The organism is Nocardiopsis moroccensis (genome assembly GCF_055763695.1).
Genome location: NZ_CP199747.1, coordinates 6,010,560 through 6,032,873, shown reverse-complemented (window position 1 = coordinate 6,032,873; position 22,314 = coordinate 6,010,560). Strand labels below are relative to the sequence as shown.

The window sequence follows — 22,314 nt, the reverse complement described above, 5'->3', positions numbered from 1 at the left end:
CCGCGAAGAAGACGACGGCCCGGAAGACGGAACCGAAGAAGACCGCCGCGAAGAGGACCGCATCCGGGAAGTCGGCGCCCAAGCGGACCCGCACACCCGCCGCCCTCGATCCGGAGCTGGCCGCCGAACTGGACCGGGTGGTGGACGGCCGGCACCACGACCCGCACTCCGTTCTCGGACTGCACGGCCGCGACCTGCGCGTACTCCGCCCAGGAGCCATCGAGGTCGACGCTGTCCTGCCCGACAACACCCGCGTCACCCTCCCGCACCGGCACCGCGGAGTGTTCGCCGCCCGCCTCCCGAAGCAGACCGACGACTACCGGATCGCGGTCCGATACGAGGAGGGCGGTCCGGAGCTGGTCGAGGCCGACCCCTACCGGATCGCGCCCACGCTGGGCGAACTGGACCTGCACCTGATCGGCGAGGGCCGCCACGAGGAACTGTGGCGGGCTCTGGGCGCGAACACGGCGACCGCGGACAGCCCCATGGGAGAGATCCCGGGTACGGGCTTCGCGGTCTGGGCTCCGGACGCCCGCGGGGTGCGGGTGGTCGGTGACTTCAACTACTGGAACGGAACCGCGCACCCGATGCGCAGCCTCGGTTCCAGCGGTGTGTGGGAACTGTTCGTGCCCGGGACGGGCGACGGCGACCTGTACAAGTTCCAGATCCTGGGCGCCGACGGGCACTGGCGGGACAAGGCCGACCCGATGGCGCGGCGCACCCAGATGCCCCCGGCGACGGCGTCGGTGGTCACCACCTCCGAGCACGTGTGGTCGGACGAGCAGTGGATGGCCGAGCGCAAGGGCGTGCAGGCGCACCGCGCGCCGATGAGCGTGTACGAGGTACACCTCGGTTCCTGGCGCCCCGGGCTGGACTACCGGGAACTGGCCGAACAGCTGGTGGAGTACGTCAGCGACCTGGGCTTCACCCACGTGGAGTTCCTGCCGGTGGCGGGCCACCCCTTCGACGGTTCCTGGGGTTACCAGGTCACCTCCTACTACGCGCCGACACCGCGTTTCGGTTCACCGGACGAGTTCCGGCACCTGGTGGAATCGCTGCACCGGGCCGGGATCGGGGTGTTCCTGGACTGGGTGCCCGCGCACTTCCCCAAGGACGAGTGGGCGCTGGCCCGGTTCGACGGCACCGCGCTGTACGAGCACCCGGACCCCCGCCGCGGCGAGCACCCGGACTGGGGGACGCTCATCTTCAACTACGGGCGGACCGAGGTGCGCAACTTCCTCGTGGCCAACGCCCTGTACTGGCTGGAGGAGTTCCACATCGACGGCCTGCGCGTGGACGCCGTCGCCTCGATGATCTACCTCGACTACTCGCGGGACTCCGGGCAGTGGGAACCGAACATGTTCGGCGGCCGGGAGAACCTGGAGGCGATCGACTTCATCAAGGAGCTCAACACCACGGTCTACCGGCGCAACCCGGGCGCGGTGATGATCGCGGAGGAGTCCACGGCGTACACGGGTGTGACCCAGCCGGTCGACCTGGGCGGACTCGGCTTCGGGTTGAAGTGGAACATGGGCTGGATGCACGACTCCCTGGAGTACGTGAAGAAGGAGCCGATCCACCGCAAGTACCACCACAACGACATCACGTTCTCGATGATGTACGCCTACAGCGAGAACTACGTGCTGCCGCTGTCGCACGACGAGGTGGTGCACGGCAAGCAGGCGCTGTTCAACAAGCCGCCCGGTGACGAGTGGCAGCGCGCGGCCACGCTGCGGGCCCTGCTGTCGTTCATGTGGTCCCACCCGGGCAAGCAGCTGCTGTTCATGGGCGGCGAGATCGCCCAGGGGGACGAGTGGTCGCACGAGGCCGGGGTGCCGTGGTGGCTGCTCCAGTTCGAGCACCACGCCGGGACGCAGAAGCTGGTGAAGACGCTCAACGACACCTACCGTCCCCGCCCCGCGCTGTGGTCCCTGGACACCGACCCGGCCGGTTTCCGCTGGCTGGACGGGGGCGACCACGAGGGGAACACCCTCAGCTACCTGCGCCACGGCGAGGACGGCTCGGTGCTGGCGTGCGCGGTGAACTTCTCGCCGGTGCCCCGACCGGGCCGGCGGGTCGGCCTGCCCTCCGAAGGCCGGTGGACGTCGGTGCTCAACTCGGACGATCGCCGTTTCGGCGGCTCCGGGTACGAGGCGCCCTCCTCGGTGGTGGCCGAGCCCCGGGAGTGGCACGGCCAGCCGTACTCCGCGGAGATCACCCTGCCCCCGCTGGGCGCGGTCTGGTTCGAGCCGGAGCGGTAGACCGGACGCGGTCAGTCCGCGGTTCCGCGAGGTGAAGGACCCCGGAACGCTCGCCCGACGGTGAGCGTTCCGGGGTCCGCCCCGGCTCCGTGAGGAGCCGGGGCGGAGGACCGGCTACGCCCCGTTCCCGTGCCAGGCGGTCAGGCGGCGGACCGCCTCGTCGAGGACCTCGTCCTTCTTGCAGAAAGCGAAGCGCAGCAGGTGCCGCCCCTCCTCCTGGTGGTCGTAGAACACCTTGGCGGGCACCGCCGCCACACCGGCTTCCCGGGGCAGCGCCCGGGCGACGTCCTCGCCGTCCAGGTAGCCCAGCGGCCGGATGTCGGCCATCAGGAAGTACGTGCCTTCGCACACGTTCACGTCGAAACCGGCTTCGGCCAGCCCCGCCGCGAGCCGGTCCCGCTTGTCCTGGAGCGAACGGCGCTGCTGCTGGATCCACTCCCACTCGGAGTCCAGCGCGTCGGCGACCGCCAGCTGGAGGGCGCCGTTGGCGGAAAAGGTGAGGAACTGGTTGACCGTGCGCACCGCGCGGACCAGCGGTTCGGGGCCGGTGACCCAGCCGGTCTTCCACGCGGTCACCGCGAACGTCTTGCCCGCGGACGAAACGGACAGGGTCCGCTCCCGCATCCCCGGGAGCGTGGCCAGCGACACGTGCCGGCGGTCGTCGAAGGTGAGGAACTCGTACACCTCGTCGGTGACCGCGAGCAGGTCGTGTTCACGGCACACCCGGGCGATCTCCTCCAGTTCTGCGGCGGTGAACACCGTGCCGGTGGGGTTGTGCGGGGTGTTGACCATGATCAGCCTGGTACGCGGGGTCACCGCGGCGCGCAGTTCGGCGGGGTCGAAGGTGAGGCGCCCGCTCGCCGGGTCGCGGCGCAGGGCCACCGGACGGCGCACCCCGCCCGCGAGGGAGATCATCGCGGCGTAGGAGTCGTACATCGGCTCGAAGACGACCACCTCGTCCCCGCGCTCCACCAGGGCCAGCAGCGAGGCCGCGATCCCGGCGGTCGCGCCGACGGTCACGTACACCTCGGAGTCCGGGTCGAAGTCCAGCCCCTGGTGGCGGGACCGGTACCGGCTCACCGCCCGGCGCAGCTCGGGGCGGCCCGGACCGGGCGGGTACTGGTTCACCCCGGCCGTGATGTTGCGGGTCGCGCCCTCCAGCAGGGATCGCGGCCCGTCGGTGTCGGGGAAACCCTGCCCGAGGTTGACGGAATCGGTCTCGACGGCCAGGCGCGTCATCTCGGCGAAGATCGTCTCACCGTAGGCGCGCATTCGTTCGATCAGCGGTTCTTCCACCCGTCGAGCGTATCCATCCGGGCGCGCACGGACGGCAGCCCGCCCCCCGGACACGGCGAAGGCCCCCGGTCTCGTGGCATCCGGCCGGTTACCGGGTGCCACGAGGCCGGGGGCCAGTCCCCCGTCTAGGGAAGGAGGAGGCTCAACACGACCCAGACCACGGGACCCGCGATGAGCAGCGAGTCCATGCGATCCATCAGGCCGCCGTGGCCCGGCATGAACCGGCCCATGTCCTTGACCCCGAGGTCGCGCTTGAAGAGCGACTCGATGAGGTCCCCGACCGTGGCGGCCAGCACGACGGCCAGACCCAGGACCACGCCGACCCACCAGGGGCCGTCCAGGAGCAGGGTCACGCACAGCGCGCCCGCCACCGCACAACCCAGCACGGAGCCGCCGAAGCCCTCCCAGGTCTTGTTCGGGCTGATCACCGGGGCCATCTTGTGCCGCCCCAGCATGATCCCGGCGAAGTAGCCGCCGATATCGCTGGAGATCGTCACCACGATGAACACGAGGAGCCGGTACTGGCCGTCCTCCGGATGCGCGATGAGCAGCAACCAGGTGGCCAGCAGGAACGGCAGGTACACCAGGACGAACAGGTTGGCCGACGCGTCGGCGACGAACCCCTCCGCGCCCCCGCGCAACCGCCAGACCAGGCAGACGATCGCGGTGAGGGCGGTGATGCCCACCAGCCACTCCGGCCCGCCGAAATAGGCTCCGGCCTGCATCGCGACCCCGCCCACGGCCAACGGGGCCAGGGCCAGGGTCACGCCCTTGCCGCCGAAGGCCCGGTTGAGTTCGCGCAGCCCGATCAGCGCGGCCAGGGAGGTGATGACCGTGAACAGCTCCGGTCGGGGAAAGACCGAGAAGAAGACGAGCGCGCCCAGGACGCACCCGCTGGCGATGGCCACCGGGAGGTTACGGCCGGTCTTGACCGGATCGCCCCCCGGTTTGTGCAGCACGAAGCGCTGCCCGGCGGCCGTGTCCGTCACGGAGGACTCCGCCTCGGACGGGGAGGTGTCGTCGGGTCTGTGCTCCGGCGATTGGTCATCGCCTCCGGAGCCGTTGGAAGGTGTGGTCACCGGCTAAACCTCGAGAAGTTCAGATTCCTTGTGCTTCAGCAGCTCGTCGACCGAGGCCACGTACTTCTGCGAGAGCTCGTCCAGTTCGGCCTGGGCGCGGTGCGCCTCGTCCTCACCGATGTCGCCGGCCTTGACCGCCTTCTCGAAGCTGTCCTTGGCGCGGCGGCGCACGTTGCGGATCGAGACCTTGCTGTCCTCGGCCTTGGTGCGCGCGACCTTCACGTACTCCTTGCGGCGCTCCTCCGACAGGTCCGGGAACACCACCCGGATGACCTGGCCGTCGTCGGAGGGGTTGACCCCGAGGTCGCTGTTGCGGATCGCGTTGATGATCGAGGTGCGCGCACTGACGTCGAACGGGGAGATGACGACCATCCGCGGTTCGGGCACCGAGAAGGAGGCCAACTGGTTGATCGGGGTGCGGGCACCGTAGTAGTCGACGGTGATCTTGTTGAAGGTGGCGGGGGTGGGACGGCCGGTCCGGATCGTCGCGAAGTCCTCCTTCGCCACGGTCACGGCCTTCTCCATCTTCTCTTCGGCCTCAAGGAGGGTTTCATCGATCATTGGGGCGCTCCCGGATTCTCGGCTGGATGTTCGTGGCTTGGTGCGTGGCCCGACGCCGTCTAGACGGAGGCCGGACCGACGATGGTGCCGATCTTCTCACCACGGACGGCGCGCAGGATGTTGCCCTGGCTCATGAGGTCGAAAACGACGATGGGCAGACCGTTGTCCATGCACAAGCTGACGGCCGTGGCGTCCATGACCTTCAGGCCACGGGTGAGGACCTCGTTGTAGTTGAGCTTGTCGAACCTGACCGCGTCCGGGTTGCGCTGCGGGTCGGCGTCGTAGACCCCGTCCACCTGGGTGCCCTTGAGGACTGCCTGGGCACCGATCTCCAGCGCCCGCTGGGCGGCGGTGGTGTCGGTGGAGAAGAACGGCGCGCCCAGACCGGCACCGAAGATGACCACGCGGCCCTTCTCCAGGTGGCGAATGGCGCGACGCGGGATGTAGGCCTCGGCGACCTGGCTCATGTGGATCGCGGTCTGCACGCGTGTGTCCACACCCAGGCGCTCCAGGAAGTCCTGGAGGGCGAGGCAGTTGATGACGGTGCCGAGCATCCCCATGTAGTCGGCGCGGCCGCGCTCGATACCGCCCTCGGTGAGCTGCGCGCCGCGGAACATGTTGCCGCCGCCGACGACAACGGCGACCTGGATCCCCTCGGAGACCGCCTCGGCGATGGACTCAGCAACGTACTGGACGACCTCGGGCTCTATCCCGAGACCGCCACCGCCCGCGAACGCCTCCCCCGAGAGCTTGAGCATGACACGCTTCCAACCGGAATTGTGCATGGCGGGTGCGGTGGTCATCGCTTCGTTCTCCGACACGGCCTGCGGCCTCCCTTATTGTCCCCGAGTGGCACAGGGTCCCCCGAGTGTTCCTGCTGCGGGCGGGGCGCACGACAGCGCCCCGAATCTGCCCATATCCACCGAAGGTGCCGGGGAGAGAAGTCTCCCCGGCACCTCCATCATCCCAAAGCCCTAGGCCTGACCGACCTTGAAGCGGACGAAGCGCTTGACGGTGACGCCGGCCTCGTCGACGACCTTCTGGACCGTCTTCTTGTTCTCCTTGACGAACGGCTGGCCGAGCAGCGTCACGTCCTTGAAGTAACCGTTGAGGCGGCCCTCCACGATCTTCGGGATCGCCTGCTCGGGCTTACCCTCCTCGCGGGTGGTCTCCTCGGCGATGCGGCGCTCGTTGGCCACCACGTCGGCGGGAACCTCGTCCTTGCTGACGTACTGGGGGGCCAGCGCGGCGATCTGCTGGGCGAGGTCCTTGCCGACCTCCTCGTCCTTCTTGTCCAGCTCGACCAGAACACCCATGGTGGGGGGCAGGTCCGGGTCGGACTTGTGCAGGTAGCTCGCGACGTAGGCGCCGTCGAACTTGGCGATGCGGCGGAACTCGAGCTTCTCGCCGATGATCGCGCTCTTGCCCTCGACGTAGGCCTGGAGGCTCTTGCCCGGCTCGATCTCGGCGGCGGCGACGGTGGCGAGGTCATCGCTGTCCTGGGCGGCGACGAAGTCGGCGACCTGGTTGGCCAGCTCGATGAACTGCTCGTTCTTGGCGACGAAGTCGGTCTCGCAGTTGAGCTCGACCAGGGTGGCCTTGCCCTCGCCCTGTTCGCGCAGGACCACGGTGCCCTGGGCGGCGGTGCGGTCCGCGCGCTTGTCGACGGACTTGGCGCCCTTGATGCGCAGGGCCTCGACAGCCTTGTCGTAGTCGCCGTCGGCCTCGGTCAGGGCCTTCTTGCAGTCCATCATGCCGGCGCCGGTCGCGTCGCGCAGCTTCTTGACGTCCGCGGCGGTGAAGTTCGCCATGACTCTTCTCGGTTCCCTTGGAGTGAAGTCTGATCTGGAAGTGGAGCGACCCGGGTGAGCACCGCGCGGGCCGCCCCGCCCACGAGGGGCGAGGCGGCACTCAGGCGACGGTGCGCCCGGAGGGGGCCGCTGACTACTCGGCGGCCTTGTCCTCGGCGGGGGCCGAGTCCTCGGCAGGAGCCTGCTCGGGAGCGTCCACCGGGGACTCCTCGGCGACGGCCTCGGCCGGAGCCTCGGCAGCGACCTCGTCGGCCGGGGCCTTGGTGGGGGTCTCGCCCGGAGCCTGCTCGGCGGCGGCCTCGGCGGCAGCCGTCTCGCTCTTGCCTTCGAGGAGCTCGCGCTCCCACTCGGCCAGGGGCTCCTCGGCGGCCTTCTCCTCGGTCGCGCCGGAGGCACCGGAGCGGACCAGAAGACCGTCGGCGACGGCGTCGGCGACGACGCGGGTGAGCAGGCTGACGCTGCGGATGGCGTCGTCGTTACCCGGGATCGGGTAGTCGACCTCGTCCGGGTCACAGTTGGTGTCGAGGATCGCGACGACCGGGATGTTCAGCTTGCGAGCCTCGCTGATCGCGATGTGCTCCTTCTTGGTGTCCACGATCCACACGGCGCTGGGCACGCGGGCCATGTCGCGGATACCGCCGAGGGTGCGGTCGAGCTTGTCCTTCTCGCGGCGAAGGTTCAGCAGTTCCTTCTTGGTGAGCGTGGAGCCGGCGACGTCGTCGAAGTCGATCTCCTCCAGCTCCTTGAGGCGCTGGAGCCGCTTGTGCACGGTGGAGAAGTTGGTGAGCATGCCGCCCAGCCAGCGCTGGTTGACGAAAGGCATGCCGACACGGCGGGCCTGCTCGTCAATGGCCTCCTGCGCCTGCTTCTTCGTACCGACGAACAGGATGGTGCCACCGTGGGCGACCGTCTGCTTGACGAACTCGTAGGCGCGGTCGATGTACGCCAGCGACTTCTGGAGGTCGATGATGTAGATGCCGTTGCGCTCGGTGAAGATGAAGCGCTTCATCTTGGGGTTCCAGCGACGAGTCTGGTGCCCGAAGTGGACGCCGCTCTCCAGGAGCTGGCGAATCGTCACGACTGTGGCCATGACCTGGTCCTCCTTGCGGTGGCGGAAGCTTTCTCCGCCGTCGGTTGATCCTGACGCCCCGGCCGTACCGCCACCCCGCCGAAGCGGTGTGGACCGTAGGTGCGGCCCCTCCCGGAGGAGGCGAGTGGGCGTGCGTATTGTGGTTTGGCCCAGCGGGCCACGGATGATTCTATCCTCCCTCGGACACACCGTGGAACGGCCTCGTGTCCAGCGAGATCACCGGATGCGCGGGGGCGCGCCGAGGGGGTGTCGGAGGGCGGCGGCCCGGGGCCGCGGCGAAGGTTTTCCACAGGCTCGGGCCGGGTCTGGCGAAGGGCGTCCGTCCAGCACACCCTGAATACATGAGACACCGCCGCATCTGGCACCTCCTGCTCTCGCTCTCGCTCTCGCTCCTGCTCTTCCCCCTTTTCCCGTACCGAACCGCGCCGGCCGCGACCTCGCCCGAGACCCCGTGGCGCTGGCCGGTGGATCCGCCGGTGCAGGTCCTGCGCCGCTTCGACCCCCCGGAGCAGCGCTGGCTACCCGGGCACCTGGGGGTGGATCTGGCCGCCGAACCCGGGCAGCCGGTGCACGCGGCGGGCCCCGGCCGGGTCCACTTCGCGGGCCGGGTGGCCGGGGTGGGCGTGGTGAGCGTCTCGCACGGCGGGCTGCGCACCACCTACCTCCCGGTGGACGCCGCCGTCGCCCGCGGCGACCCGGTCACCGACCAACCCCTCGGCACCCTGGCCGCCGAACCCGCGCACTGCCCCGCACGCCCCTGCCTGCACTGGGGCCTCCTGCACGGCGACGGCTACCTCGACCCGCTGTCCCTCCTGGGCCGGGGCGAGATCCGCCTACTGCCGTGGGGAACCCGTCTCGAAGGCCGTCAGCGTCGCCGCAGCAGCCCGTACCCGCCGAACGCCCCTGCGGCGGCCGTCGGCACGGCCAGGAACAGCCCCGCCACGGCCCGCCCCCGGCGTACGTGAGTGCACTGTTCCCTCGTCCAGGAGTTGAGCTGTTCGTTGTCGAAGCGCGGATCGTCCGGTGGGAACAGCCACGAAACCACGGGGCGGCAGGGGCTGGGTTCGTGTGAGCCCAGGTGGTGACTGGACGGTGTCACGAGCAACAGGAGCACACCGGCCAGCCCGAGGGCCGCGATCACCAAGCTCGCCGGCGCCCCGGGCCGCAGCCGTGCACCCCAGCGGGGACGTGTCTGCGCACCTGTGGGTGTTCGCTCTCCAGGCGCTCGCATACGTGGCCTCAGCATTCGTGGGGTGTCGGAACCGCCGGTCGCGTCACGGATTCCTCGTCGACCACCCGGTGAGATGACCGATCGGCCGCTCGGGTTCGGGCCCGGGCACCACCGTCGCCCCGACCGCTTTCGGCCCTGGCGCCCGAACAGGGAGACCGATCAGGCCCTGGGGTGGGCCTGCTGGTAGGCGGAGCGCAGGCGGTCCACGGAGACGTGTGTGTAGATCTGGGTACTGCGCGGGCTGGAGTGGCCCAGGAACTCCTGGACGCTGCGCAGGTCCGCCCCGCCGTTCAGCAGGTGGGTGGCCGCGCTGTGCCGCAGACCGTGCGGGGCGCTGTCCAGCCCGGCCGCGCGCAGATGGGCGTGCACGTCCTCACGGGCCTGGCGGACGCCGAGGCGACCGCCGCGCACCCCCAGGAAGAGCGCGGCGCCCCCGCTGTTGGTCCCGGTGGCGGGGACGGTGAGTTCGGGGCGGCCCCGGATGATCCAGGCGTCCAGGGCGTCCAGGGCCGGGGCGCCCACCGGGACGGTGCGTTCCCTGTCGCCCTTGCCCAGCACCCGAACGGTGTCCCGGGAGCGGTCGATGTCGGCCAGATCCAGGGCGCACAGTTCGGCGACCCGGATACCGGTGGCGTAGAGCAGCTCCACGACCGCGTGTCGGCGCAGCTCCACCGGGGACTCGGGGGCGGCCGCCGACAGGGCGGTCCCGACCTGTTCCTCCTGCAGAACCGCGGGCAGGGAGCGCTGCTGGGCGGGCGTGGCCAGGCGGGGCCCGGGGTCGACGGCCAGAACCCCTTCGCGGTGCAGGTAGCGGGTGAGGGCCCGCACCGCCGCGACCCGGCGTGCGACGGTGGAGCGGCCGGCCCCCCGAGCGCGGGCGCGGGAGAGCCAGGCCCGGACCAGCGGCACGTCCAGGTCGGCCGGGGTGTGTCCGTGCGCGTCGAGGTGGGTGAGAAGGGACCGGAGGTCGGCCAGGTACCCGCGCACGGTGTGCGGTGACCTGCCCAGCTCGCCGGACAGGTAGTCGGCGAAGCGCTCCAGAACACCGGAGGGGGATTCGGGGGCCGTCACGCCCTCTCCCTGGGCAGGCAGGCGACGGCGTCGATCTCCACCAGGAAGCGGGGGTCGACCAGTCCGCTCACCTCGACCAGGCTCGCTGCCGGGAGGTGCCCATCGGGCAGGGAGTCCAGGAGCGCGGCACGGAACTCGTCCAGGTCGGCGATGTGTCGGAGGTAGTAGGTCAGTTTCACCACGTGGCCGAGGCCGGCCCCGTGTCGGGCCAGGATGGCCTCCATGTTCCGGAAGATCTGCCGGGTCTGCCCGCCCGCGTCCCCCACGACGCCACCGTCGGGGGCCGTCGGGGTCTGTCCGGAGACGAACAGGAGCGGGCCGTCGGCCAGCAGGGCGTCACTGTACGGTTTGGCCATAGCGGAACCGTACCCGCGAGGCGGCCCCGATATCCTCCCGCGCACCCCGTTCCGGCGCGCCCCGCGGACCCCGGCCGGTTCACCGGGGTCCCCTCCGGCCGCCGCGCCCGGGCAGACGCCACCCGGCCGGGCAGCGCTCCGCCAGGCCCGCGGCGGCCAGCATTCCCAGGGAGCGGATCGTGCCCTCCAGGTCCCCGCCGCTGTTCAGGGCCACCGTCGCCGTCCCGGCCCCCTGCGGGGTGAGCGCCGCCAGGACCCGGGCGGTCTCCGGGGCCAGGTCGGCGTCGATCCGTGGCGGCCCCTCCTCCACCAGGGCCCCGTCCAGGGGAGCGACCTGTTCCACCACGTCGTCGACACCGGTGACGCAGGTGGCCCTGCCCTCGCGGAGGAGCCGGTGGCAGCCCACCGAGGTCGCGGAGGTCACGGGGCCCGGGACCGCCATCAGGGCCCGGTGCAGGTCGTTGGCGTGCGAGGCCGTGTTGAGCGCGCCGCTGCGCCGACCGGCCTCCACCACCACGGTGCCTGGGGTGAGTGCCGCGATGACCCGGTTGCGGACCAGGAAGTCCGGGGCACGCGGGGTACGGCCCACCGGGCGTTCGCTGACCAGCGCCCCGGTCCGGGCCACGTCCGCGAACAGCCCCGCGTGCCCGCGCGGGTAGTCCATGTCCAGGCCGCAGGCCAGGACCACCACGGTGCGTCCCGCCGCGTGCGCGGCCCGGTGCGCCGTTCCGTCGATCCCGTAGGCCCCGCCGGAGACCACCGTGTAGGAGCGTTCGGCCAGCCCGTAGGAGAGTTCCGCTGCCACGTGCGCACCGTAGGAGGTGGCGGTACGCGAGCCCACCACCGAGACCGATCTCAGGCACAGGTTGCGCAGGTCGCCCAGGCCCCGGACCCAGAGTCCGTAACAGAGCCGACCGCCCCGGGGCTCGTCGAGCCGCCCCGGCCACTCCGGGTCCCCGGGAGCCACGAATCGCACCCCGGCCTCCGCGGAGGCGTCGAGCAGCCGGTCCGGATCCACCTTCCCGGACCGCTGTGCCCAACCCCGCCACCTCCGGGCGGTGTTCCCCCACGCTTCCACCGGCGGCGAACCCGCCAGCCCCGGCGGCGGCGCTCCCGAGACCAGGGCCCACCACACCGGGGCCGCACCGTGTTCGGCCACCACGGCCCCCAGCCAGGGGTCGCTCGGCGGCGCCACCGCCGTCAGGCAGACCCGGGCCCGCACCTCGTCCTCGTCCCCCACACGTCCCCCTCACCGTTCCCGAACCCGCAGCGGCGGGCGGCGGCCTCCCCGGCCACCATCGCTTCACCGGCTGTCGCACACCCTCACCAGGCACGCCCGGACCACAGGGCGTAGGCGTAGGCGGTCTCCTCCTCGCCCGGGCGGTCCCGTCCGGCGATGTCCGCCAGGGTCCAGGCCACCCGCAGCGCCCGGTCCACACCCCGGGCGCTGATCTGTCCCCGGTCCATGGCTTGGCCCAGGACCCGCAGGGCCCTCGGCTCCACCGGGAAGTCCCGGCGCAGCCGCGCACCGGGGATGGCCGCGTTGGTGTTCCACGGGGTGTGTTCGAGTCGTTCCCGGGCGCGGCAGCGGGCCTGCGCCACCCGGGCGGCCACCGTCTCGGAGGACTCGGCGAAGGCCCGGTCGGCGAGCAGCTCGGCCCGGGCCACCGGTTGTAGCTCCACCTTGAGGTCGATCCGGTCCAGCAGCGGACCGGACAGCCGGGAGAGGTACCGGCGGCGTTCGCCGGCCGGGCAGGTGCAGAGGTTCCCCGGTTTGGCGCAGGGGCACGGATTGGCCGCCATCACCAGTTGGAAGCGGGCGGGGAAGGTCACCGTGGAGGACGCCCTGGCGATCACCACCTCGCCGCGTTCCAGCGGTTCGCGCAGCGAGTCCAGCACGCCCCGGCCGAACTGCGGGGCCTCGTCCACGAAGAGGACCCCCTGGTGGGCCTTGGACACCCAACCCGGCTGCGGGTTCCCGTGTCCGCCCCCGATGATCGAGGCGCGGCTGGAGGTGTGGTGCGGTGCGGCGAAGGGCGGGACGGTGACCAGCGGGGACCCGGGCGGGAGCAGCCCGGCCACCGAGTGGATCGCGGTGGCCTCCAGGGCCTCGCCCGGGGTGAGCCTGGGCAGCACCGTGGGCAGGCGTTCGGCCAGCAGACTCTTACCGGTGCCCGGTGGGCCGAGCATCATCAGGTTGTGGCCGCCCGCCGCCGCGACCTCCACCGCGCGCCGGGCCACCGGCTGCCCCAGCACGTCGGCGAGGTCGACCCCCCGCTCTCCGGGTTCGGTCCGCTCCGGGATCGGCCCCTCCCCCGGGTGGTCGGGTTCTCGGCCCTCGCGCAACCAGTCGCACAGCTCTGCGAGGTCGGCCACCGCCGTCACCTCGACGTCGGGTACCAGCCGGGCCTCCGCCGCGTTGCCCGCGGCCACCACGAACCGTTTGAACCCCTGCTCCGCGGCTGAGGCCATGGCCGGCAGCACCCCGTGCACGGGACGGGCCCGACCGTCCAGACCGAGTTCGGCGATGAGCACGGTGTCGGCCAGCCGCCCGGCGGGGACCTCGCCCGCCGCGGCCAGGACCGCACCCGCGATGGCCAGGTCGAAGAGGCTTCCGGACTTGGGCAGGCTGGCCGGGGAGAGGCTGACGGTGATCTGGCCGCTGGGCCAGCTCTCGGAACTGTTGGCCACGGCGGCACGGATCCGGTCCCGTGCCTCGCGCAGGGCGGCGTCGGGCAGGCCCACCAGGGTGACCCCGGGGTCACCGCCGCCCAGGTGCACCTCCACCTCGATGATGTGTCCCTGCACGCCCAACAGGGTCACGCAGTGGGTCCGGGAGAGCGACATCAGGCCATCCCCCGTTCGTGGGAGACGAACACGCGGCCACCGGTGACCAGCACACAGACCCCGTCGATGCGCAGCGGTCCCGGGGCGCAGCGGTGCTGCGCGGCCCAGGTCCGGCCCAACCCGCGCAGGCGGTGCCGTTTGCGCGCGGTGATGGCCTCCACCGGGTGTCCGTGCCTCAGCGAGGTCCTGGTCTTGACCTCGGCCACGACCAGGACGGGGCCGTCCCGGGCCACGATGTCGATCTCCCCGGCCCCTCCGGGGGCGCACCAGTTGCGGGCCACCACCCGCATCCCCGCGCGTTCCAGATAGGCCGCGGCGAGCTCCTCGCCACGGCACCCCAGCTTCCTTCGGTATCCGGCCCACCGATCCACCGGCGACCACCTCCCGTTACCACGGTCGGTGATCGGCGTCCTGCGCACCAGGGGTCAGTTTTTCCTGTGGAAAACCCTCTCTCCGGGCCGCCTTGGCCCCCGCGGGGGATACCTGCTCCCCCACCTCAGCCACGGGGGGCACACCCCGTTCACCTCAGTCGTAGGAGGTGTTCCTATCCACTCGCCTTCACCCCAGAGGAAGTGCTTCCCGCTGCCTCCACCACAAGAGGTGCCCCTGACTGCGCGCTCCGTCCCAGGAGAAATGCCTGCTCTCCCACCTCAGTCACAGGAGAACCCCCCGCCCGTGCACCTGAGCCACAGCAGGAGCAACATCCCCGCTCACCTCAGCCAGCAGGGGGCGTCCCCGTGCACCTGAGCCACAGCAGGAGCAATATCCTCGCCCACCTTCACGCCAGGGGGTGTTCTTTCGTTCGGGCGCGGGAGTGTTCTGCAAGACGAGTCAAGCCGCCGGCGAGGAACGAGCCAGGCGCAGACGAGGATGAAGAACATCTCCCCTCAAGCGCCCGAACACGGGCCGAAGCGAAGCGGAGGCCCAAAGCAAGCACAAACACGGGCCGAAGCGAAGCGGAGGCCCCAAGAAAACACAGCAAACACCGCCCTAGTCGGTCGGGGGCAGTTCGAGGTCGGACTTGGTGATCTCCTCGACGTTCACGTCCTTGAACGTCACCACGCGCACGTTGCGCACGAACCGGGCGGGACGGTACATGTCCCAGACCCAGGCGTCCTCCATCACGACCTCGAAGTACATCTCCCCGTTCTCGGTGGTCCGGGGTTGCAGGTCCACGTGGTTGGTGAGGTAGAAACGGCGCTCGGTCTCCACCACGTAGCCGAACAGGCCGACGACGTCGCGGTACTCGCGATAGAGCTGGAGCTCCATCTCGGCCTCGTACTTCTCCAGGTCCTCAGAACTCATGTGCGCGCTCGCTTTCGTCAGCACTCTCCGGGCGTGGTCTGCCGGTTCCCCTCACGTGGACACCGCCGCAACCCGGCTTGTTCCCGCCGCGACCGTGTGCCACGCGTTCGGAGAACGCCAATACGATCCGAGATCCATGATGCGTCACGCAACGGGCTTTTGTGCCTCATCGAGCGAATTTCCTTCGACGAATCAGTCACCCGCACCACGGGCACCATCGCCACCTGTGGCAGTGTGTCACTGGTCGGCCTCGTTCAGTTCGTCGAAGGACGGCGGGATGCTCAACACCCCGGCCTGGTCGAACGGCCAGATGATGACGAAGGCGCGCCCCACGACGTGGTCGATCGGCACGGCCCCGCCGCCGGGGTTGTTCTGGTTCAGCCGGGAGTCGTAGGAGATGGCGCGGTGGTCGCCCATCAGCCACAGGTATCCCTCCGGCACCTCGATGGGGCCGAACTCGGTGTGGCTTTCGACGCTCCCCGGGTGCAGGTAGGCGTCCTCCTCCAGAGGCACCCCGTTGACCATGACCCGGTTCTGCTCGTCACAGCACTCCACGGTGTCGCCCGGCAGACCGATGACCCGCTTGATGTACTCCTTGCCGGTGGGGGCCGCGCCCAGTTGCTGCTGCACCCAGGTGAAACCGCGGCTGATCGGGTTGGGCGACTCGGGGGGCTGAACGATGGTCGGGTCGTCCCACGACCCGTCACCGTTGAAGACGATGACCTCACCGCGCTCGATGTCACGGACCTGGTAGACCACCTTGTTCACCAGGACACGGTCGCCGACGAGGAGGGTCTCCTCCATCGAGGACGAGGGGATGTAGAACGCCTGCATCACCCATGTTCTGATCACGAACGCCAACACGAGGGCGATCACGATCAGGATGGGCAGTTCCTTCCAGAACGACCCCTGCTTCGCACTGCTCTTGGACTCGCCCATGCCAGCGTCCGCCCTTTCCTCCGGCTCCTGGCCAACGGCTTCGGAAACACCACTGGCTCCCAGGCGCTCATGCGTCTGGGAGCCAGTGGCGGAGCTGTGCTCCTCCGGGCCGGGCCGGGCGGAATCCTCGTGCTGGACCCCGTCCGCGCCGAGGTCCCTCTCGTCTTTGCTCATCGGCCGAAAGCCTATCCTGCCGCCCGGCGGGGCGGTGTGGTTCCGGACCGATCAGGTAAGACCTACTTCTTGGGCTCGCGGCGCTCGCGGATGCGGGCGGCCTTTCCGCGCAGGTCGCGCAGGTAGTACAGCTTGGCGCGACGCACGCGACCGCGGGCGGCGACCTCGTACTTCTCGACGGCCGGGGTGTGGATGGGGAAGGTGCGCTCCACGCCCACGCCGTAGCTCACCTTGCGAATGGTGAAGGTCTCGCGGTTGCCCGCGCCCTGGCGGCGGATGACAACGCCCTTGAAGACCTGGACACGGGTACGGGTGCCCTCGGTCACGCGGACGTGAACGTTGAGCGTGTCACCCGGACGGAACTCCGGAACGTCGGTGCGAAGCTGAGCCTTTTCCAGCTCCTGAATGGCGGTGTGCATCTCGCGAATCCTCATCAATAGCGCGCCGCGTCCTGCTCCCAGGCTGTTCCGGGGAGGGGGTTCGCGGGCGAGGCCCTGTACTTGGGTCTGACCAGTCGAACCGCCCGGTGACCGACACAGAGGCCGACGTCGTGCCGCCGGCATGCGGATGCCTTGGGGTCACCAGGGGGGAACTCACCTAGTTTGCCACATGATCCCCGCCGCCCTGAACCGGCTGGTCTCCAGCGGCCCGATCCGACCGGGCCCCGCCGCCTAGGACCGCCTCCTCGGCGAGGACCTCGCGGTCCCGCCCGTCCAGGCTGTCAGCGGGCATGGAACCGATGAGGTCGGGGCGGTTGCGGGCGGTCTTTCGCAGTGCCTGGTCCCGGCGCCAGCGGTCGACGGCGCCGTGGTTACCGGAGAGCAGCACCGGCGGGACCTCCTGGCCCCGCCAGGTACCGGGTTTGGTGTACACCGGCCCTTCCACCAGGTGTTCCATCCCACCGGAGGCGAAGGAGTCCTGGACGTGCGACTCCCGGTTCCCGAGCACTCCGGGCAGCAGCCGGGTGATCGCCTCCACCATGACCAGCGTCGCCGACTCGCCCCCGTTGAGGACGTAGTCGCCGATGCTGACCTCCTCGACCGGCATGCGTCCGGCGGCCTCGACGGCGACGCGGGAGTCGATGCCCTCGTAGCGCCCGCACCCGAACACCAGGTTCTTCTCCCCCGCCAGGCGTTCGGCGTCGGCCTGGGTGAAAGGGCGTCCGCTCGGGGTCGGCAGGATCAGCCGGGCGGGCCGGTCCGCCACGACCTCGTCGAGGGCCTCCCCCCACGGCTCGGGCTTCATCACCATGCCGGGACCACCGCCGTAGGGGGTGTCGTCAACGGTGTTGTGCCGGTCGTGGGTCCATCCGCGCAGGTCGTGGACGTGCACGTCGAGCAGGCCCGCCTCGCGCGCCTTTCCGATCAGCGACAGCTCCAGGGGAGCGAAGTAGTCGGGGAAGATGCTGATGATGTCGATGCGCACTGCGTACTCGTTCAGTCGGTGTTCTGCAGGTCGAGCAGGCCGGGCGGCGGATCGAGCACGATCCGGCCGGCTGCCACGTCGACCTCGGGGACCAGGGCGGCGACGAACGGCACCAGGACCTCGTGTCCGGCCTCGGCGGTGATGACGAGCACGTCCTGGGCATGGTGCAGGACGTCGTCGACGGTGCCCACCGTCTCGCCCCCGGTGGTGACGGCGGTCAGGCCGACCAGTTCGTGGTCGTGGAACTCGTCGGGGTCGTCCAGGGGGGCGATGTCGTCGGAGTCCACCAGCAGGGCGGTGCCGCGCAGCGCCTCCGCGGCGTCCCGGTCCGCCATCCCCGCGAAGCGGACGAGCAGCCTGCCGCTGTGCCGCCGGGTCGAGGCGATCGTCAGCGGACCGGCCGAGGCGGGGTCCGTCTGGAGTACGGCGCCTACGGTGAACCGGGCGTCGGGGTCGTCTGTGCGCACGTCGACGGCGACGTCGCCGCGGATACCGTGCGCGCGGCCGATCCGGCCCACCACGAGTCGCATGAGTGCTTTCCTTCGATCGTTGTCGGTGTTCCCCGCTGTCCCCCGTTCGGGAACGGCCCGCGGGGAACGTCGTGCCCGGGTCCGTTCACACGGTCCCCGGGCACGAGTTCGGGGCGCCGACCGTCAGCGGTCGGCGCCCCAAGAGGCGCGTCAGCGCACTTCGTTCAGGTCCAACAGGTCCACACGGACGTAACGGCCGCCGGCGAGAGAGCCGACGACGGTCCGCAGTGCCTTGGCGGTCCGACCGTTGCGGCCGATGACCTTGCCAAGATCGTCTGGGTGGACCCGGACCTCCAGAACCTTGCCCTTGCGGAGCCGTTTGGCTCTCACCTGGACGTCCTCGGAGTTCGCAACGATCCCCTTCACGAGGTGCTCAAGCGCCTCTTCCAGCACGATTAGGCCTCGCCCTCGGACTTCTTCTCAGCCTCGGCGTTCTCGGCGGGCTTGTCGGCCGCCTTCTCCGCCTTGTCCGACTTCTTCTCGGCCTTGTCGGCCTTCTCGGCCTTGTCGGCCTTCTCGGCCTTCTTGGCCTTCTTCTCCTGGCCGGGGAGCACGAGCTCCTTCAGCGCGGCCTGGAAGGCGGCTTCCTTGGCCTCGGGGTCCTTGGCCTCGGCGACCTGGAGCGGAGCCGGGGCGGCCAGGCCCTTGAACTTCTGCCAGTCACCGGTCTTGCGCAGGAGGACCTTCACCGCGTCGGACGGCTGGGCGCCGACGGACAGCCAGTACTGGGCCCGCTCGGAGTTGACCTCGATGAGGCTCGGGTGCTCCTTGGGGTGGTACTTGCCGATCTCCTCGATCGCCTTGCCGTCACGCTTGTTGCGGGCGTCGGCGACGATGACACGGTACTGGGGCGTACGGATCTTGCCCATACGCTTGAGCTTCAGTTTGACAGCCACTGGAGTGGTCTTCTCCCGAATAACGGTGTTAGGCGCCTGACAGGCGGCCCACGTGGGGTTGTGGAACCCGTCGAGGCAGGACGTGGGTGGCGGGCTAGTTAGAGGGCCGGCCCGGCCACCGTTAGTCGACTACTCATTGTGCCAGACGCGGACGTGTTCCTCGGCCAGGACACCGCCACGCGTCCGACTTCGGCGGAGAAACACCCACGGCCCGGCCGGAGGGTTCCGGACGGGCCGTGGCGGGTCTCACTACTTCTTGGGCAGCTTGAAGTTCGACAGGTCGGGCATGTTGGGCCCGCCCAGACCGGGCGGAAGGTTGGGCTGGCCGCCGCCGAGGCCCGGAGGGAGCTGGGGCATCTCCTGGCCGCCCTCCTCCTGGCGCCGCTTGCGTTCGGCCTCCCGCTCGGCCTCCTGCTGGCGGGCCTTCAACGGGTTGCCGCTGCGCTGCTTGCCCTTCTTGCCCTTCTTGGCCTGGGCCTTGGCCTTCTTCTTGTTGCCGCCGCCCATGCCCGGCATCCCGGGCATCCCCGGCATACCGCCACCGCTCTTCATCTTGCGCATCATCTTCTGCGCCTCGAAGAAGCGGGTGACCAGGCCGTTGACGTCGCTGACCTGGGTACCGGAACCGTTGGCGATCCGCAGGCGACGGGAGCCGTTGATCATCTTCGGGTTGGCCCGCTCGCCCGGCGTCATCGACTGGATGATGGCCTGGATGCGGTCCAGGTCCTTGTCGTCGATGCCCTCGATCTGGTCCCGCATCTGCCCCATGCCGGGCATCATGCCGAGCAGGTTGCCGATCGGACCGAGCTTGCGGACCATCGCCATCTGCTGGAGGAAGTCGTCCAGCGTGAAGTCGTCGTCCGAGGCCATGGTCGAGGCCATCTTCTCGACCTCGGCCTCGTCGAACGTGCGCTGGGCCTGTTCGATGAGGGTGAGGACGTCACCCATGTCCAGGATGCGCGAGGCCATCCGGTCCGGGTGGAAGAGGTCGAAGTCCTCGAGCTTCTCGCCCGTGGAGGCGAACATGATCGGGCGACCGGTGAGGTGCCGGATCGACAGGGCCGCACCGCCGCGGGCGTCACCGTCGAGCTTGGTGAGCGCGACCGCGTCGTAGCCGACACCGTCCAGGAAGGCCTGGGCGGTGTTGACCGCGTCCTGACCGATCATGGCGTCGACGACGAAGAGGATCTCGTCGGGGCTGACCGCGTCGCGGATGTCCGCGGCCTGCTGCATCATCTCGGTGTCCACACCGAGGCGGCCCGCGGTGTCGATGATGACGACGTTGTGGTTGTTGCGCCGCGCGTGCTCGATGGACTCCCGAGCGACGCTGACGGGGTCGCCCACGCCGTTGCCCGGCTGGGGGGCGAAGACGGGGGTACCCGCGCGCTCACCGACCACCTGGAGCTGTGTGACGGCGTTGGGGCGCTGGAGGTCGGCCGCGACCAGCAGCGGGGTGTTGCGGTCGTCGGAGAGCCACTTGGCGAGCTTGCCCGCGAGGGTCGTCTTACCCGCGCCCTGCAGACCCGCGAGCATGATCACGGTAGGCGGGTTCTTCGCGAACCGGACCTGCCGGGTCTCGCCACCGAGGATCTCGACCAGTTCCTCGTTGACGATCTTGATGACCTGCTGGGCGGGGTTGAGGGCCTTGGAGACCTCTTCGCCGCGGGCGCGCTCCTTGATCCGCGAGATGAACTCGCGGACCACCGGCAGCGCGACGTCCGCCTCAAGCAGCGCGAGACGGATCTCCCGCGCGGTCGCGTTGATGTCCTCCTCGGACAGCCGCCCCTTGCCGCGCAGCGAGGAGAAGACCGATGTCAGCCGGTCGGAAAGCGTCTCGAACACGAGTTTGGCCAGTCCTTCGTCGTCGGAATTGACTTCCTAGCCTACCTGCCGCCCCCCACCCGCAGGAGCCGGTGCGCTCCCGGGGCGGGTACCGCTAATCTCCCCCGGTCTCCTCGGCCTCCTCGGTGCCCTCACCACCGGTCTCCTCGGCGTCTTCGCCTTCGGCGCCGCCGGTCTCCTCGTCCGAGCCCGAGAGGGTGGCCTCGCGCTGTTCGGCGAGGGCGGTGAGCATCTCCTGCTGCTGGTCGGAGCTCAGCCCGCTGGTGGACAGCCGGGCCTCGCCCTGGATGTCGTCGTAGGTCCGCGGTTCGGGGGTGGTGATGTCGTAGTTGGCGTCACAGGCCAGGTCGAGGGTGCCGCCCGCCTCCAGGGCCCCGTTGTCGGAGCACTCCTGGTCACCGATCTCCTCCTGGCTGAAGGTGACGTCCATCCGGACCAGGACCGTGCCGCTGCCCGCGGCGCCGGCGTCGCGTACGGTGCCGGACCAGGTGCAGTGCGGCCCCTCATCGCACTCCATCGCGGGCTGCCCGTCCCAGCTGACCTCGATGCGCGCGTCGCGGGAGGACGTGAGCTCCTCCTCGACGGTGGCCGTCAGACCGGTGTACAGCTCCTCGGTCGCGGCCTCGTCGGCCCGGGCCAGGTCCAGGCGGACCTGGGGACCGGTCTCGCCGCCCTCGGGGACCAGCTCCTCGATCTCGATGCGCAGGATCTGGTTGGTCTCGGCGTCGATCCACAACTGGTTGCGTTCGCCGTCGAGGTCGATCCGGTAGGCACGGGTGTCGTCGAGGTTCTCCTCGACCGCCTCCTCGTCCTCCAGGCCGATCCCCTCCAGGATCGTCGAGAGCGCCAGCGGGGCGAGCGTGTTCTGCGGGTTGATGCCCGCCTGTTCGGTGGACGAGCGCACCCAGGTGCCGCCGAACTGGTCGCTGTCCGGGCCGAAGACCCCCTTGTCCAGCCAGAACTCCTCGCCCGCGCGCAGGAAGAGCTTGTCGTCCGCGGCGACCAGCTCGGCCTCGATCCCGTTGGCGCGGACGGTCCCGCTGGACGCGCCGCCATCGGCGACGGTCAGGGTGGTCTCCTGGATGGTTCCGCCGACGGTCGGGGCGACCTGCCCCTCCGCGGTGAGCGCGGGGTAGGTGGCCAGGTCGGTCAGGGCTTCTTCGAGCAGGGGCGCCGCCTCGACCGGCTCCGCGGCCTCCTCGGTGGGCTCCGGCTCCTCGTCTCCGCCACCGAGGCCGCATCCGGCCAGCCCCAGCGCGGCGATGGTGGCCACCGCGGCGAGGGCGAGCCTTCGGCTCCCGGAGCCGGTGTCCACCGAGTACGCCCTGGGGCCCCTGTTGCGAGTAACCGGCGCCATCTTGCCTCCTGACCCCGACCTGTGGGGTGCTGATACGAATGCGCGTGAAGTAAGCCGTCGGGAGGGCCCGGGCGTTGGTATCGCCCTGCCTCTCCGCAGTGTGGGATGCGGGTGCCGATCCGCCGGTTGCGTCCGATGGAACACTGCTCGGACCGCCCCGGCGCCCTGCGCCGTTCCCCCGGAACCGGGTCGGCCGCCGCACCGCCCCGAAAGGGTATCGAACAAGGGCACGGCTCATTGCCA

Annotated in this window: 22 protein-coding genes; 2 read left to right on the top strand and 20 right to left on the bottom strand. The window is 70.2% G+C overall.

Annotation, left to right across the window (positions count from 1 at the left end):
• Positions 1-116 precede the first annotated feature (116 nt).
• Entirely contained in the window at positions 117-2,261 is a 2,145-nt protein-coding gene (gene glgB / locus ACUKCB_RS26690; protein WP_473041152.1) for a 1,4-alpha-glucan branching protein GlgB, read from the top strand.
• 114 nt (positions 2,262-2,375) lie between these two features.
• On the opposite strand, the gene ACUKCB_RS26685 is transcribed toward glgB, so the two are convergent.
• From ACUKCB_RS26685 to rpsB, 6 genes are all read right to left on the bottom strand, one after another.
• Positions 2,376-3,557 carry a pyridoxal phosphate-dependent aminotransferase gene (locus ACUKCB_RS26685; protein ID WP_473038282.1) on the bottom strand — a complete coding sequence of 394 codons (1,182 nt, stop codon included), beginning with the start codon at positions 3,555-3,557 and terminating at the stop codon, positions 2,376-2,378.
• Between the two features lie 125 nt (positions 3,558-3,682).
• Positions 3,683-4,636 (bottom strand): phosphatidate cytidylyltransferase, encoded by a 954-nt coding sequence (locus tag ACUKCB_RS26680; RefSeq protein ID WP_473038281.1) that lies wholly within the window; start codon positions 4,634-4,636, stop codon positions 3,683-3,685.
• A 3-nt stretch (positions 4,637-4,639) separates the two neighbouring features.
• Positions 4,640-5,197: a ribosome recycling factor gene (gene frr / locus ACUKCB_RS26675; protein WP_191274340.1), complete on the bottom strand. Its 558-nt coding sequence runs from the start codon at positions 5,195-5,197 to the stop codon at positions 4,640-4,642.
• 59 nt (positions 5,198-5,256) lie between these two features.
• The gene (gene pyrH / locus ACUKCB_RS26670; protein ID WP_191274687.1) at positions 5,257-6,000 is read right to left on the bottom strand and encodes a UMP kinase; all 744 of its coding nucleotides are present in this window, start codon (positions 5,998-6,000) and stop codon (positions 5,257-5,259) included.
• A 171-nt stretch (positions 6,001-6,171) separates the two neighbouring features.
• Positions 6,172-7,008, bottom strand: a complete 837-nt coding sequence (tsf, locus tag ACUKCB_RS26665) for a translation elongation factor Ts (protein WP_473038280.1) — start codon at positions 7,006-7,008, stop codon at positions 6,172-6,174.
• 133 nt (positions 7,009-7,141) lie between these two features.
• Positions 7,142-8,098 carry a 30S ribosomal protein S2 gene (gene rpsB / locus ACUKCB_RS26660; protein ID WP_473038279.1) on the bottom strand — a complete coding sequence of 319 codons (957 nt, stop codon included), beginning with the start codon at positions 8,096-8,098 and terminating at the stop codon, positions 7,142-7,144.
• Positions 8,099-8,439: 341 nt separating this feature from the next.
• On the opposite strand from rpsB, the gene ACUKCB_RS26655 reads away from it, so the two are divergent.
• Positions 8,440-9,063: a M23 family metallopeptidase gene (locus tag ACUKCB_RS26655; RefSeq protein ID WP_473038278.1), complete on the top strand. Its 624-nt coding sequence runs from the start codon at positions 8,440-8,442 to the stop codon at positions 9,061-9,063.
• A 425-nt stretch (positions 9,064-9,488) separates the two neighbouring features.
• Here ACUKCB_RS26655 and ACUKCB_RS26650 read toward each other — a convergent pair whose 3' ends face one another.
• From ACUKCB_RS26650 to ACUKCB_RS26585, 14 genes are all read right to left on the bottom strand, one after another.
• The gene (locus tag ACUKCB_RS26650) at positions 9,489-10,400 is read right to left on the bottom strand and encodes a tyrosine recombinase XerC (protein ID WP_473038277.1); all 912 of its coding nucleotides are present in this window, start codon (positions 10,398-10,400) and stop codon (positions 9,489-9,491) included.
• A complete protein-coding gene (locus ACUKCB_RS26645; RefSeq protein WP_473038276.1) occupies positions 10,397-10,756 on the bottom strand; it encodes a RidA family protein in 360 nt (119 codons plus the stop codon). Before ACUKCB_RS26645 ends, ACUKCB_RS26650 begins: the two co-directional genes overlap by 4 nt.
• Before the next feature lie 79 nt (positions 10,757-10,835).
• The gene (locus ACUKCB_RS26640; RefSeq protein ID WP_473038275.1) at positions 10,836-11,996 is read right to left on the bottom strand and encodes a DNA-processing protein DprA; all 1,161 of its coding nucleotides are present in this window, start codon (positions 11,994-11,996) and stop codon (positions 10,836-10,838) included.
• Positions 11,997-12,079: 83 nt separating this feature from the next.
• Positions 12,080-13,603: a YifB family Mg chelatase-like AAA ATPase gene (locus ACUKCB_RS26635; protein ID WP_473038274.1), complete on the bottom strand. Its 1,524-nt coding sequence runs from the start codon at positions 13,601-13,603 to the stop codon at positions 12,080-12,082.
• Positions 13,603-13,974 carry a YraN family protein gene (locus ACUKCB_RS26630; protein ID WP_452548094.1) on the bottom strand — a complete coding sequence of 124 codons (372 nt, stop codon included), beginning with the start codon at positions 13,972-13,974 and terminating at the stop codon, positions 13,603-13,605. The genes ACUKCB_RS26635 and ACUKCB_RS26630 overlap by 1 nt, the downstream gene beginning before the upstream one ends.
• Positions 13,975-14,593: 619 nt before the next feature.
• Complete coding sequence (locus tag ACUKCB_RS26625; protein ID WP_191274323.1) at positions 14,594-14,908, bottom strand: DUF2469 domain-containing protein; 315 nt, start codon at positions 14,906-14,908, stop codon at positions 14,594-14,596.
• 237 nt (positions 14,909-15,145) lie between these two features.
• Complete coding sequence (gene lepB, locus ACUKCB_RS26620; protein ID WP_473038273.1) at positions 15,146-16,021, bottom strand: signal peptidase I; 876 nt, start codon at positions 16,019-16,021, stop codon at positions 15,146-15,148.
• Between the two features lie 62 nt (positions 16,022-16,083).
• The gene (gene rplS / locus ACUKCB_RS26615) at positions 16,084-16,440 is read right to left on the bottom strand and encodes a 50S ribosomal protein L19 (protein ID WP_191274319.1); all 357 of its coding nucleotides are present in this window, start codon (positions 16,438-16,440) and stop codon (positions 16,084-16,086) included.
• A 178-nt stretch (positions 16,441-16,618) separates the two neighbouring features.
• Positions 16,619-17,446, bottom strand: a complete 828-nt coding sequence (trmD, locus tag ACUKCB_RS26610; RefSeq protein ID WP_473038271.1) for a tRNA (guanosine(37)-N1)-methyltransferase TrmD — start codon at positions 17,444-17,446, stop codon at positions 16,619-16,621.
• Positions 17,447-17,457: 11 nt separating this feature from the next.
• Positions 17,458-17,976 carry a ribosome maturation factor RimM gene (gene rimM, locus ACUKCB_RS26605; protein ID WP_473038270.1) on the bottom strand — a complete coding sequence of 173 codons (519 nt, stop codon included), beginning with the start codon at positions 17,974-17,976 and terminating at the stop codon, positions 17,458-17,460.
• A 150-nt stretch (positions 17,977-18,126) separates the two neighbouring features.
• A complete protein-coding gene (locus tag ACUKCB_RS26600) occupies positions 18,127-18,369 on the bottom strand; it encodes an RNA-binding protein (protein ID WP_191274314.1) in 243 nt (80 codons plus the stop codon).
• A gap of 2 nt (positions 18,370-18,371) precedes the next feature.
• Positions 18,372-18,872: a 30S ribosomal protein S16 gene (gene rpsP / locus ACUKCB_RS26595; RefSeq protein WP_473038269.1), complete on the bottom strand. Its 501-nt coding sequence runs from the start codon at positions 18,870-18,872 to the stop codon at positions 18,372-18,374.
• Between the two features lie 249 nt (positions 18,873-19,121).
• Positions 19,122-20,714 carry a signal recognition particle protein gene (ffh, locus tag ACUKCB_RS26590; RefSeq protein ID WP_473038268.1) on the bottom strand — a complete coding sequence of 531 codons (1,593 nt, stop codon included), beginning with the start codon at positions 20,712-20,714 and terminating at the stop codon, positions 19,122-19,124.
• 94 nt (positions 20,715-20,808) lie between these two features.
• On the bottom strand, positions 20,809-22,071 hold the full coding sequence (locus ACUKCB_RS26585) for a hypothetical protein (protein WP_473038267.1): 1,263 nt from the start codon (positions 22,069-22,071) through the stop codon (positions 20,809-20,811).
• Positions 22,072-22,314 lie beyond the last annotated feature (243 nt).

What these genes read in the sequence shown, in the direction of transcription:
- frr (WP_191274340.1), bottom strand. Translation starts at nt 5,197, where the DNA reads ATGATCGATGAAACCCTCCTTGAGGCCGAAGAGAAGATGGAGAAGGCC.
- pyrH (WP_191274687.1), bottom strand. Translation starts at nt 6,000, where the DNA reads ATGACCACCGCACCCGCCATGCACAATTCCGGTTGGAAGCGTGTCATG.
- tsf (WP_473038280.1), bottom strand. Translation starts at nt 7,008, where the DNA reads ATGGCGAACTTCACCGCCGCGGACGTCAAGAAGCTGCGCGACGCGACC.
- rpsB (WP_473038279.1), bottom strand. Translation starts at nt 8,098, where the DNA reads ATGGCCACAGTCGTGACGATTCGCCAGCTCCTGGAGAGCGGCGTCCAC.
- ACUKCB_RS26655 (WP_473038278.1), top strand. Translation starts at nt 8,440, where the DNA reads ATGAGACACCGCCGCATCTGGCACCTCCTGCTCTCGCTCTCGCTCTCG.
- ACUKCB_RS26645 (WP_473038276.1), bottom strand. Translation starts at nt 10,756, where the DNA reads ATGGCCAAACCGTACAGTGACGCCCTGCTGGCCGACGGCCCGCTCCTG.
- ACUKCB_RS26635 (WP_473038274.1), bottom strand. Translation starts at nt 13,603, where the DNA reads ATGTCGCTCTCCCGGACCCACTGCGTGACCCTGTTGGGCGTGCAGGGA.
- ACUKCB_RS26625 (WP_191274323.1), bottom strand. Translation starts at nt 14,908, where the DNA reads ATGAGTTCTGAGGACCTGGAGAAGTACGAGGCCGAGATGGAGCTCCAG.
- lepB (WP_473038273.1), bottom strand. Translation starts at nt 16,021, where the DNA reads ATGAGCAAAGACGAGAGGGACCTCGGCGCGGACGGGGTCCAGCACGAG.
- rplS (WP_191274319.1), bottom strand. Translation starts at nt 16,440, where the DNA reads ATGCACACCGCCATTCAGGAGCTGGAAAAGGCTCAGCTTCGCACCGAC.
- rimM (WP_473038270.1), bottom strand. Translation starts at nt 17,976, where the DNA reads ATGCGACTCGTGGTGGGCCGGATCGGCCGCGCGCACGGTATCCGCGGC.
- ACUKCB_RS26585 (WP_473038267.1), bottom strand. Translation starts at nt 22,071, where the DNA reads ATGGCGCCGGTTACTCGCAACAGGGGCCCCAGGGCGTACTCGGTGGAC.